Annotated in this window: 14 protein-coding genes; 13 read left to right on the top strand and 1 reads right to left on the bottom strand. The window is 41.0% G+C overall.

The features are described from left to right. The first annotated feature begins 25 nt into the window (after nucleotides 1–25). Nucleotides 26–1,819 (top strand): NADH-quinone oxidoreductase subunit NuoF, encoded by a 1,794-nt coding sequence (nuoF, locus tag AC4HCY_RS16365; protein ID WP_323430651.1) that lies wholly within the window; start codon nucleotides 26–28, stop codon nucleotides 1,817–1,819. A 21-nt stretch (nucleotides 1,820–1,840) separates the two neighbouring features. Here nuoF and AC4HCY_RS16360 read toward each other — a convergent pair whose 3' ends face one another. Next, nucleotides 1,841–2,377 (bottom strand): DUF3189 family protein, encoded by a 537-nt coding sequence (locus tag AC4HCY_RS16360; RefSeq protein ID WP_491094642.1) that lies wholly within the window; start codon nucleotides 2,375–2,377, stop codon nucleotides 1,841–1,843. Nucleotides 2,378–2,723: 346 nt separating this feature from the next. Between AC4HCY_RS16360 and rsxC the strand changes: the two genes are divergently transcribed. The 12 genes from rsxC (at nucleotide 2,724) to mreD (ending at nucleotide 12,144) form a co-directional block, all read left to right on the top strand. Further along, complete coding sequence (rsxC, locus tag AC4HCY_RS16355; protein ID WP_333783248.1) at nucleotides 2,724–4,061, top strand: electron transport complex subunit RsxC; 1,338 nt, start codon at nucleotides 2,724–2,726, stop codon at nucleotides 4,059–4,061. A 14-nt stretch (nucleotides 4,062–4,075) separates the two neighbouring features. Next, nucleotides 4,076–5,074 (top strand): RnfABCDGE type electron transport complex subunit D, encoded by a 999-nt coding sequence (locus AC4HCY_RS16350; protein ID WP_323430649.1) that lies wholly within the window; start codon nucleotides 4,076–4,078, stop codon nucleotides 5,072–5,074. Continuing rightward, the gene (locus AC4HCY_RS16345; RefSeq protein WP_323430648.1) at nucleotides 5,067–5,651 is read left to right on the top strand and encodes an RnfABCDGE type electron transport complex subunit G; all 585 of its coding nucleotides are present in this window, start codon (nucleotides 5,067–5,069) and stop codon (nucleotides 5,649–5,651) included. The genes AC4HCY_RS16350 and AC4HCY_RS16345 overlap by 8 nt, the downstream gene beginning before the upstream one ends. A 20-nt stretch (nucleotides 5,652–5,671) precedes the next feature. After that, a complete protein-coding gene (locus tag AC4HCY_RS16340; protein WP_323430647.1) occupies nucleotides 5,672–6,265 on the top strand; it encodes an electron transport complex subunit E in 594 nt (197 codons plus the stop codon). A gap of 15 nt (nucleotides 6,266–6,280) precedes the next feature. Then, a complete protein-coding gene (gene rsxA / locus AC4HCY_RS16335) occupies nucleotides 6,281–6,853 on the top strand; it encodes an electron transport complex subunit RsxA (protein ID WP_323430646.1) in 573 nt (190 codons plus the stop codon). A gap of 33 nt (nucleotides 6,854–6,886) precedes the next feature. After that, nucleotides 6,887–7,861: an RnfABCDGE type electron transport complex subunit B gene (locus AC4HCY_RS16330; protein ID WP_442916637.1), complete on the top strand. Its 975-nt coding sequence runs from the start codon at nucleotides 6,887–6,889 to the stop codon at nucleotides 7,859–7,861. Nucleotides 7,862–8,024: 163 nt separating this feature from the next. Further along, nucleotides 8,025–8,276 carry a DUF4321 domain-containing protein gene (locus tag AC4HCY_RS16325; RefSeq protein ID WP_323430644.1) on the top strand — a complete coding sequence of 84 codons (252 nt, stop codon included), beginning with the start codon at nucleotides 8,025–8,027 and terminating at the stop codon, nucleotides 8,274–8,276. Between the two features lie 10 nt (nucleotides 8,277–8,286). Continuing rightward, the gene (locus AC4HCY_RS16320) at nucleotides 8,287–8,892 is read left to right on the top strand and encodes a Maf family protein (protein WP_491094641.1); all 606 of its coding nucleotides are present in this window, start codon (nucleotides 8,287–8,289) and stop codon (nucleotides 8,890–8,892) included. Between the two features lie 200 nt (nucleotides 8,893–9,092). Continuing rightward, nucleotides 9,093–9,722, top strand: a complete 630-nt coding sequence (gene radC / locus AC4HCY_RS16315) for a RadC family protein (protein ID WP_491096142.1) — start codon at nucleotides 9,093–9,095, stop codon at nucleotides 9,720–9,722. Between the two features lie 20 nt (nucleotides 9,723–9,742). Further along, nucleotides 9,743–10,774 (top strand): rod shape-determining protein, encoded by a 1,032-nt coding sequence (locus AC4HCY_RS16310; RefSeq protein WP_323430641.1) that lies wholly within the window; start codon nucleotides 9,743–9,745, stop codon nucleotides 10,772–10,774. A gap of 18 nt (nucleotides 10,775–10,792) precedes the next feature. Next, entirely contained in the window at nucleotides 10,793–11,611 is an 819-nt protein-coding gene (gene mreC / locus AC4HCY_RS16305) for a rod shape-determining protein MreC (RefSeq protein WP_323430640.1), read from the top strand. Between the two features lie 32 nt (nucleotides 11,612–11,643). Then, nucleotides 11,644–12,144, top strand: coding sequence for a rod shape-determining protein MreD (gene mreD, locus AC4HCY_RS16300; protein ID WP_323430639.1), 501 nt, complete (start codon nucleotides 11,644–11,646; stop codon nucleotides 12,142–12,144). Nucleotides 12,145–12,157: the final 13 nt, after the last annotated feature.

The following is a 12,157-nucleotide window of genomic DNA, read 5'->3' as shown; positions in this document are numbered from 1 at the left end:
GCAAACAATGAGGAGGTAATATGGAATGAAAATGTATCGCTCCCATGTCATGATTTGCAGGGGAACCGGCTGTTCATCTTCTAATTCGGAGCAGATAGCAAAAAATTTTGAAGAGCAAATCAAACTGCATGGTCTTAATGAGGAGGTAATTGTTGAGAGAACCGGCTGCTTTGGCTTATGCGCTCTTGGACCGATAGTCATCATATATCCTGAAGCTTCTTTCTACAGCCTTGTTAAGCCTGAAGACATAGAAGAAATCGTAAAGGAGCATCTTGTAAAGGGGAGAGTCGTTAAGAGGCTTCTTTATGCTGAGACTGTTGCGGAAGACAGAATAAAATCAATAAATGAAGTAAACTTCTATAAGAAGCAGCACAGGGTTGCACTAAGAAATTGCGGTGTTATAAACCCTGAAAATATAGATGAATATATAGCTTTTGATGGATATAAGGCTCTGTCAAGGTGCTTGACCGAGCTAAAGCCTGAAGAAGTTATTGATATAATAAAGAGATCGGGACTCAGAGGCAGAGGCGGCGCCGGCTTCTCAACAGGAATGAAATGGGAGTTCACTGCAAAAGCACAAGGTGATATAAAGTATGTATGCTGCAACGCTGACGAAGGAGACCCGGGAGCATTCATGGACAGAAGCGTTCTGGAAGGAGACCCCCATTCCGTATTAGAGGCTATGACAATAGCAGGCTATGCTGTTGGAGGCAGCCAGGGCTATATATATGTCAGAGCCGAATATCCAATTGCGGTTAAACGCCTTGGAATAGCCATAAATCAGGCAAGAGCTTATGGCTTGCTTGGGAAGAATATATTAGGAACAGACTTTAGTTTTGATATAGAATTGAGACTTGGAGCAGGAGCTTTCGTGTGCGGCGAAGAAACAGCCTTGCTGGCTTCCATAGAAGGACAAAGAGGAATGCCCAGGCCGAGACCTCCTTTCCCGGCAGTTAAAGGCTTGTTTGGGAAGCCTACTTTGTTGAATAACGTTGAAACCTATGCCAATATTTGCCAAATAATCAATAACGGACCGGAATGGTTTGCTTCTATGGGAACAGAAAAATCAAAGGGTACTAAGGTATTTGCACTTGGCGGAAAGATCAATCATACAGGTTTGGTTGAGGTTCCCATGGGTACAACCATGAGAGAAATAATACATGAGATAGGCGGAGGCTGCCCCAACGGCAAAGCCTTTAAAGCCGCTCAGACAGGCGGACCGTCAGGCGGCTGCATACCTGCATCGAAGCTTGATGTGCCCATAGATTATGATAACCTGACTGCTCTCGGTTCCATGATGGGGTCCGGCGGACTTATCGTTATGGACGAAGATAACTGCATGGTTGATATAGCTAAGTTCTTCTTGGAATTCACTGTAGATGAATCCTGCGGAAAATGTACGCCTTGCAGAGAAGGTACTAAGAGAATGTATGAAATACTGGAGAGAATCACAAAGGGCAAAGGAGAAGAAGGCGACATCGCAAAACTGGAAACCCTTGCAAAAAATATTAAGAACTCAGCTCTTTGTGCATTGGGACAAACTGCCCCCAACCCCGTATTATCTACATTAAGATACTTCAGAGATGAATATGAAGCTCATATAAGAGAAAAGAGATGCCCTGCAGGCGTATGCCAGGCGTTACTGCAATACAAGATTTCTGAAGAAAAATGTAAAGCCTGCGGAATTTGTGCAAAACAATGTCCTGTATCAGCAATATCAGGTAAGCCTAAGACTCCATATGTTATTGATCAGGAAAAGTGCATAAAATGCGGCGCTTGTATGGAGAAATGCCCCTTCAAGGCTATTTCCAGAGGATAATATAATAAATAATATTTATATTTACAGGTCGGCAGGGCTAATTCGGCTCAGCCGGCCTTTTGCGTCTATATCAATTATTAGAGGTGATTCTGGAGTTTCGCAGCATATTTTTTTTGTTTCATCAACAAGCTTCAATATTTCAGGCCAAGCTTTTTTTGTTCCGAGGAGCAATAGAGGAACTCCTATTGTATCTATTCCAAGGCCTCTGGAAAAAAAGCCTCCGAAGGTCATAGGCAAGGGTACTGTGGGAGAAGTATTTATAAATAAAAAGCTTTCCTTTATTCCGCATTCGCTGTATAAGCTCAGCAGCAGGCTTCTCATAGCAGGCACCAATGCTTTTGAGGTGCCCCTTCCTATAGTATAGACACTGTTTCCGTACTCATCTTTGCCATGGAATATCAGCCTGCCCATATCCTTGTACGTCAATTTGTTGAAATATTTAAGATTTAAAATTTCTTCATCACAAGGTACTCTATCAGAAGGCAGGAATTTCATATGAACTGCGGAGCTTAAAATTGAAGAATGTGTGCCACCATAGCAATTGTAGATTATTACCATATAAATTGAGTCACTCCCTTAGAATACTGTTAATAATGATTAGCATTAGTAACAGAGGCGATTATTATTCTATACAATGCTTTTGTTTTAGATTGTGATGAAATCACATGCATATTTTTACAGTGATTGAATTTATGTTTATAAAGCATTATAATTTAGTAAGTATAAAAAACAGGCTCTAAAGGACTTATTGACAAAGCTAACGTTTGTTAAATAATAAACTTTTTGTATTTCATGGGCTGAAAAGGATTTCAGGTAAGGGTGTCGAATAAGAACAATTTGTGGGTTTGTTCTAAAATTACATTATTAATTTTGTAATTCTTTTATAATATAAGGGGTGAGTTAAATGAACATAAGAACGCTTTCCTTTAAAGGAGGAACTCATCCGCCACACAGCAAGGAAGCAACAGAAAAACTGGCCGTTATAAAGGCCAAATCACCGGAGGTTGTTGTAATACCAATGCAGCAGCATATAGGTGCACCTTGCGAGCCAACTGTCAAGGTTGGTGATGAAGTAAAGGTTGGGCAGAAAATTGGCGAGGCTAAAGGTTTTGTGTCATCTCCGATACACTCAAGTGTATCCGGAAAAGTGATTTCAATAGAACCCAGACTTTATTCAGGCGGAACCAAAACAACCTGTGTCGTAATTGAAAACGATATGCAGGAAATATTATCGGAGACTGTTACACCTAAAGGAGAACTTGAAAATCTGTCATCAGAACAGCTGAAGGAAATTATCAAGAATGCCGGAATGGTAGGCATGGGTGGAGCAACCTTCCCTACTCACGTAAAGCTGGCTTTGCCTCCGGGAAAAACAGTTGATACGGTAATATTAAACGGTGCAGAATGCGAACCCTATTTGACATCCGATCATAGGCTGATGCTGGAAAACCCGAAAGCAGTTGTGTTCGGTTTAAAAGCTCTTATGAAGGCTTTAAATGTCGATAAAGGTTTTATAGGCGTGGAGACAAATAAGCCTGATGCGCTGGAAGCAATGTATAATGCTGCAAAGGATGAAAAAGGCATTGAAGTTGTAGCCCTCAAGACCAAGTATCCTCAAGGAGCGGAGAAGCAGCTGATATATGCCTGCACAGGAAGAGAAGTGCCGAGCGGCGGGCTCCCTGCGGATGTAGGTGTTGTAGTGAACAATGTAGGAACTGCCGCTGCCGTAGCTGATGCTGTCAGGACAGGGATGCCTTTGATTCAAAGGATTGTGACCGTGACGGGTAAAGGTGTGAAAACTCCGAAAAATTTATTAGTCAAAATTGGGACATCCTTCAGAGAAGTTATTGATGAATGCGGCGGATTTTCCGGAAGCGTAGGGAAAGTGATTGCAGGCGGTCCCATGATGGGTATTGCTCAGTTTTCTATAGATATACCGGTCATTAAAGGAACCTCAGGCATATTGGTTTTGGCAGAAGAGGATGCAAAGCTGCCTGAGCCTTCAAATTGCATCAGATGCGGAAAATGCGTAACGGTATGCCCTATCAACCTTATGCCTTTGCATATAAGCAATTACTCTCTTCAAGATAAATTTGATCAAGCCGAGGAAGTAAATGCTATGGACTGCATAGAATGCGGCTCCTGCTCTTTTGTGTGCCCTGCAAAGAGACCTTTGGTGGATTCTATCAGGGTTGCTAAAAGAGAGATTCTGGCTAAGCGCAAAAAAGCGCAGTCCAAGTGATGGGAGGTATTATGTTGGATAGTGCTATGTTTAGAGTGACTTCTTCTCCTCATATAAGATCGGGAGAGACTACTCAAAGAATAATGTTGGATGTAATAATAGCTTTGATGCCTGCGCTGTTTGCAGGAGTATTTTACTTTGGTATGAGAGCACTGATTGTAGCTTTGATTGCAGTTGTATTTGCGGTAGGAACAGAAGTTGTGATGCAGAAGGTATTGAAAAGACCTGTTACGATTAATGATTTAAGTGCAGTTGTAACGGGCTTACTATTGGCTTTCAATGTGCCGTCTACAGCACCCTGGTGGCTGGTTGCCATAGGTTCAATATTTGCCATTGCAGTAGTAAAACACTGCTTTGGAGGATTAGGCCACAATTTTATGAATCCTGCTTTGGCGGCCAGAGCATTATTGCTGGCTTCCTGGCCTGTGAGAATGACCTCATCAGCGTTTTTAGCACCGGGAGCTGATGCTGTGAGCACAGCTACTCCTTTGGCCTTAATAAAAGGAGGCATGAGCTTCGTGAACGGCGCACCTGTTGCAGCAGCAGGAGAGGCGGCTGGACAAGCATTGCCTTCAATCTGGAATTTATTCATCGGTAATGTAGGCGGATGTATAGGAGAGACTTCTGCGCTAGCTCTTTTGGTAGGCGGATTGTATCTCGTATACAGAGGAGTTATCAGCATCAGAATACCAGGGGTTTATATTGGGACGGTAGCTGTACTGTCATTTATACTTGGAGGGTTTAACCCATACTATCCTATATATCATATATTTGCAGGCGGATTGTTTCTGGGTGCATTTTTTATGGCAACTGACTATGCTTCAAGTCCTATGACTGCAAAAGGTCAAATAGTTATGGGAATAGGTGCAGGTATTTTAACCGTATTGATAAGATTTTTTGGTGCCTATCCGGAAGGAGTTTCATATTCTATACTTTTGATGAATGTTGCAACTCCTTTGATAGATAGATTTACCATGCCCAAAAAATTTGGGGAGGTGAATAAAAGTGCGTGATTATATAAGGCTTACAGGGGTGCTTCTTATTGTATGTGTGATCGCAGCTGCAGTATTGGGCGCCACGAATTATATTACCGTCGATAAAATTGCTGAGCAGGCTGTTAAAGCAAATGATGAAGCCAGAAGAAACGTGCTTTCTCAAGCTGAGGATTTTGAAAAAATCAAAGGGGATAAGATTGCTGAGATCCTATCTAAAGCAGAATATGACAGCATAAGAGAAGTTTATGAGGCAAAAGCAGGCGGCAACGTTGTAGGCTATGCTATAAAAACCTCGCCTAAAGGATATGGCGGCGAGATAGAAGTTATGGTCGGTGTTGATATCGAAGGAAAGGTTTCCGGCATCAAGGTTGGAAACAACAGCGAAACGCCGGGTCTTGGCAAAAACGCAACCACACCTAAATTTCAAGATCAGTTCAAGATGAAAAATTGGAATGATGGCATTAAGGTAATAAAAAATGGTACTCCAAAAGATAATGAAGCAGTTGCTATTGCCGGTGCTACCATAACATCAAGTGCAGTAACAAAAGGTGTTAATCAAGCACTCAATCTGGCGAAGGAATTATCCGGCAAATAAGTATTTTGGAGGTGAAAGCAATGAAACTGTGGAAAGATTTTACAAATGGTATAGTTAAAGAAAATCCTACCTTCAGACTGGTTCTGGGGACCTGCCCCACCATGGCCGTCACTACGGCAGTATTTAACGGTATAGGCATGGGGATTGCTGCTACAGCAGTTCTGATCGGTTCCAATCTGATAATATCTTTGATAAATAAAATTGTGCCAAGCGAGGTTAGAATACCTATTTATGTAGTAGTTATCGCTACTTTCGTTGGAGCAGTGGAAATGCTTATAAAGGCCTTTTCTCCTGCATTGGACAGCGCATTAGGAATATTTATTCCTTTAATCGTTGTAAACTGTATAATCCTAGCAAGGGCCGAATCCTTTGCATCGAAAAATCCGCCGCTGAACTCGATAATGGACGGACTTGGAATGGGTATTGGATTCACTTTGGCTCTTACTTTTATGAGTTCCATAAGAGAAATATTGGGTGCAGGTACATTCTTGGGGATGCCTCTGTTCGGAGCAGCCTTTGAGCCTGCATTGATTTTGATTTTACCGCCTGGAGGCTTTTTGGTGTTCGGTTTGAGCATAGCATTAGTAAATAAGCTTACGGCGAAAAAAGCGTAGGGAGGGGACGATAATATGAAGCTTATAATAATACTTCTAAGTGCAATATTTGTCAATAATTTTGTTCTCTCCAGGTTTTTAGGCATATGTCCTTTCCTTGGAGTTTCCAAAAAAGTTGAAACAGCTCTTGGAATGGGTTTGGCAGTAACATTTGTTATGGCATTGGCATCGGTTATGACCTGGATAGTTCAATATTTTATTTTGGAGCCTTTGCACATCGCATATTTGCAGACAGCGGCTTTTATACTTGTAATAGCCGGTCTTGTACAGTTTGTTGAAATGGTAATAAAAAAGACGAGTCCCACATTATATCAGGCTCTTGGCGTATATCTCCCATTGATAACAACCAACTGTGCCGTATTGGGCGTTGCCATATTGAACATTGAGAGCGGCTACAATTTGATTGAAACTTTGATAAACGGTGTGGGTGGGGCCCTGGGCTTTACTCTTGCGATTGTATTATTCGCAGGAGTAAGAGAGAGGCTTGACACAGCCCCATATCCAAAGGGTTTGGATGGCTTCCCTATAGCTCTCATTACTGCCAGCTTGCTGTCAATAGCCTTTTTTGGCTTCAGCGGCCTGCTGTAATGAGTATACTTTAGAAAGAGGTGAATTGCCTTGATAAATAATTTATTATGGCCGGTAATTACGCTTGGCGGACTTGCAGTGTTTTTCGGTATAGTTCTGGCCTACGCCTCAAAAAAATTTGCTGTAGAGGCAGATCCTAAGGTTGGGGAAGTCAGGTTTGTTTTGCCGGGTGCAAACTGCGGCGGCTGCGGATTTGCTGGCTGTGATGCTCTCGCAGAAGCAATTGTTAGAGGAGAAGCTCCTGTCAATGCTTGCCCTGTAGGAGGATCTGAACTGGCTAAAAAAGTGGCTGAAATCATGGGAGTCACGGCGGAAGATACTGAAAGAATGGTAGCAAGAGTAATTTGCGGCGGCGATTGTGATAATGCAAAAGAAAAATATGAATACCAGGGTATACAAGACTGCAAAGCAGCGGAGATGCTGGCAGGAGGAAGCAAAAGCTGCCGCTTTGGCTGCACAGGCCTTGGAACCTGTGAAAGGATATGCCCCTTTGATGCTATACATGTGGTGAATGGAGTGGCAGTAGTTGATGACACAAAATGTACCGCATGTAAAAAATGTATTGAAGCATGTCCTAAACATATAATAGAGCTAGTGCCTGTTTCGAGGCAGGTAAGAGTTTTATGCAAAAATACAGATAAAGGCAAGGCAGTTGTCGAAGTCTGCAAGGTAGGCTGCATAGGATGCCAGAAATGTGTTAAAGCATGTCAATTTGATGCTATGACCTTTGACAATAATTTGGCTAAAATAGATTATAGCAAATGCACAAATTGCATGGTATGCGCAGAGGTATGTCCTACAAAAACCATATATGCGGATTTCGGCAACAGAAAGAAAGCCTTTATAAACGAGGATCAATGCATAGGCTGCACCATATGTGCAAAAAATTGCAAATTCGAGGCTATTGAGGGCGAGCTTAAGCAAAAGCATAAGGTATTGGAAGATAAGTGTACCGGCTGCGGACAATGTGCGGCAAAATGCCCTAAAAAATGTATTGATATGATATGAGGTTAGAGAGCGGATACGGTTGTATCCGCTCTTTCCATCATTTGCAATATGCATTATTTCATTGAAGTTATGAATCATAAATGATAAACTTAAATGGAGGATTTTGACCGAATCCATTGAATAATGGCGTATAACTATATTAGATTAAGTTGGGGGTGTTTTTATGATGAGAAACACTGGAAGAAACGGCTGGATACTGCTGCTCATACTCATATGCGGTGTTGTTGTCGGAGGATTTATTGGAGAAATACTAGGAAACTATATTCCCATTTTAAAATACGGATATAACTTGGGAGTGAGCCCTCATACTTATGACCTCAGAGTCATTAAACTAACCTTCGGTCTTACTTTTAACATCAATATGTTTTCAATACTGGGAATAATAATAGCTATATTAGTGTTCAGAAAAATGTAGGTGAAAGCATATGCGGATCATACTTGCTTCAAATTCTCCCAGAAGAAGAGAGATATTGTCACAATTGGGAGTTCAATACGATGTCATACCCTCAGATTATGAAGAAAAATCGGAAAATAATAATCCTTATGAGCTTGTGATGCTATTTGCAGAGAATAAAGCAAAAAGCGTTGCTGAATCTATAAAGGAAAAAGCTTTGGTAATAGGAGCCGATACGATAGTATATAAGGATGAGGTAATGGGCAAGCCCAAAAGCAAGGCTGATGCAGCCGGCATGCTTAAAAAGCTCAGCGGATCAACACACAGTGTTATTACCGGCATATCTGTCATTCAAACACCTGAAATGAAAATAATCACTGATTATGAGGAGACTATAGTCAGATTTAAAGATATTTCAGAGAGCGAGATAGATGCTTATGTCAGATCAGGAGAACCCGCGGATAAGGCCGGAGCATACGCAATTCAAGGCTTGGGCTCATTATTGGTGCAAGGAATAGAAGGCTGCTATTTTAATGTTGTCGGGCTTCCGGTATACAAGCTGTCCGTTATACTTGAAAGGTTGGGTTATAAGATTCTTAACCGGGATTCTAATGCAATATTTTGTTGTCCTGACTGATATAAGAGTGCATTGCGGGGGGACTTAGAGTTTGTTAGTTTTGATGCAACCCTATGCAAGCTTACAAAGTCTTAGTGATGGAGCTCTCGCAATCGTTATCAGTTAGGATAACGGTAAAATAGGGGGTGGATTTTGTGAAGGATACTGTAAAGAATATCACTATCGCTGAATTGCCCGAAAGCGAAAGACCAAGGGAAAAAATGTTTAGAAAAGGTCCTAAAGCGTTATCAAATGCAGAATTATTGGCAATAATACTAAGGACTGGAATAAAAAATCAAAGCGCCTTATCCATTGCATACAACATTCTGTCGGAGCATAACGGTTTAAAGTTTCTTGCCAATGCCACCGTAGAAGAATTGAGCCAGATGGAAGGTGTGGGATTAGCCAAGGCAACCCAGCTTATGGCTGTTGCAGAGCTGGGCAAGAGAATATCCCAGTATGGGGCGGAGGATGATGCTTACATAAGATGTCCCAAGGATGCTGCTGATATATTGATGGAAGAAATGCGATATCTCAATAAAGAATATATGAAGGTGATATTGCTGAATATTAAATGCAAGGTCATCAGCATAGAAGAGATATCCATAGGCAGCTTGAATTCTTCCCTAGCCCACCCGCGGGAAATATTTGTGCCTGCTGTAAAAAAATCCAGTGCCGCAATAGTGATGGCTCATAACCATCCCAGCGGTGATCCAAGCCCCAGCAGGGACGATATAGATCTCACCAAAAGGATATCTGAGGCAGGTAAAATATTGGGCATAGAGCTTTACGATCATATAATAATAGGAAATGGAATTTATGTAAGTCTAAAAGAAAAAAATCTTTTCTGACCAAGGAGGAAAAATAGCAAATGAGTTTATTTAACGCTTTCTCAAAGGATATAGCAATAGATTTAGGTACAGCCAACACATTGGTATACTTAAAGGGTAAGGGTATAGTTATCAGAGAACCCTCGGTAGTAGCCATAAATACAGAAAATGATTCAGTAAAAGCAGTGGGAGAGGAAGCCAAGCAAATGATTGGCAGGACACCGGGGCATATTGTGGCAATAAGACCTATGAAGGATGGTGTAATTGCTGATTTTCATATCACTCAGAGTATGTTAAAATATTTTATAAGGCAAGTATCCAAAAATATTGCCATAGGAAAGCCAAGAGTATTGGTAAGTGTACCTTCAGGCACAACTGAAGTAGAAGAGCGTGCTGTAATAGAAGCTGCACTCCAGGCAGGAGCCAAGGTAGCCAAGATTATAGAAGAGCCTATGGCGGCAGCTATAGGTGCGGGTCTGCCGGTTGGCGAGCCGACGGGAAGCATGATTGTAAATATAGGCGGAGGGACTACAGAGATAGCTATAATATCTTTAGGCGGTATAGTTACAAGCAAATCTATCAGATCCGCAGGGGATAAATTTGACGAGGCGATAGTAAGCTATGTTAAAAGAAATTATAATCTTGCTATCGGATTGAGAACGGCGGAAGAGGTAAAAATAAACATAGGGTCTGCTTATCCTATGGAAACGGAAGAATCTATGCAGATAAGAGGAAGGGATCTGGTGTCCGGTCTTCCTAAAACGATTCAGGTGACTTCCACAGAAATATTGGAAGCTCTGAGGGAACCTGTCGGAGCTATCATAGAAGGAGTGAAATCTACTCTTGAAAAGACCCCGCCTGAATTAGCATCGGATATCATGGACAGAGGAATAATGGTTTCCGGAGGAGGAGCCAATTTGAAAGGTATAGATGCCTTGATAAGAAAAGAAACAGGTATGCCTGTTCAAATTGCCGACACTCCTTTGGACTGTGTGGTTATGGGAGCAGGGAAGGCATTGGAGCAATATGAACAAATCAATAATTCACCTTACAATGGGAAATATAGGAGATAGCTTTGGAGCGTGAACCGCATGAGGTTTTTAAAAAATAAATTGGCTGTTGTTACTGTAATTATTTCTTTTGCTTTGATAATTACAGTAGCTTTTACTGCCAAAGGCAGGACAAGACCTACAGCCTTTGAATCGATAATAGGCAGTGCAATTAATCCGGTACAGAAGGTATTCTTTAAAACAGGCGAGTTTTTTAAAAACACCTTTAGTACCTTATTTGAATTGAAGAATATGAAAAAGGAAAATGAGGCTTTAAAAGAAGAAAATACAAAACTTAGGGAAGAAAACAGAAAGTTGTATCAGATGGCTCTGGAAAATAAAAGGCTGAGCGAATTGCTGGAGTTTAAGGAATCGAACCCTCAGTATAAATATATAGGCGCCGGTATCACGGGAAAAGATCCGGGAAATTGGTTCGATATATTTACTATAGACAAAGGAACCAAGAGCGGTATAGAGGTAAATGACTCAGTAATCACAGGACAAGGCCTGGTAGGCAGGGTAATCGAAGTAAGCCCTAATTACTCCAAGGTGATGGCTATTATTGATGAGCGAAGCTCAATCAGCATCATCGTAAACAGAACCAGGGATACAGGCATAGTATCCGGAAACGTAAACTCTGAACTTATTGCAGTGATGCCCCTTGAATCTGATATCATTAAAGGCGATGACATTATCACCTCTGATTTCAGCACCTTTCATAAAGGCTTATATATTGGCAAAGTTGAAAGCGTTGAAAAGCAGGAAAGAAAATTGCAGAAGCTTGTTAAAATAAAGACATCAGTTGATTTTAAGAGACTTGAGGAAGTATTTGTAATTAAAAATGCCAATGCTTTAGATTAGTTGCTGATATTGGGTTATATAGGAGAATGATTGTGAGAACTTTAATCATAAGTTTATTGATATTATTAAATTTTATATTAGAATCCACTCTTTTTCAATATACGAGAATTTTTGGGGTCAAGCCTGATTTTACAATCATTTTGATCACTTCTTATGCAATAATGCAGGGAAGTGCAGCCGGCAGCTTTATTGGACTTGCCTCAGGCTTGCTTCAGGATTTATTTTTTGGAAGCGCCATGGGGGTAAATGGCCTTTCCTATATGCTTACAGGTTATCTCATAGGACAGTCCAATGAAAATGTATTCAAGGACAGCTTCGTTCCTTCCATCATTTTTAACATCGGAGCTGTTTTTGTATATCAGCATTTGTTCTTTTTGATAACTTACTTCAGCAAGAATAATATTTCGTATATCTATGCCCTTATTAACATAATGATCCCTCAAAGCATATACAATGCAATACTAGGTCCTATAGGCTACAGATTATTATATAAGCTGGATGAAAAAAGCTTCATGGATAATAAAATATACTAATTCGGGTGGTATA

This window comes from Lutispora sp. QWL-02 (assembly GCF_058315355.1).
This window is presented reverse-complemented; position numbering and strand designations above follow the sequence as displayed.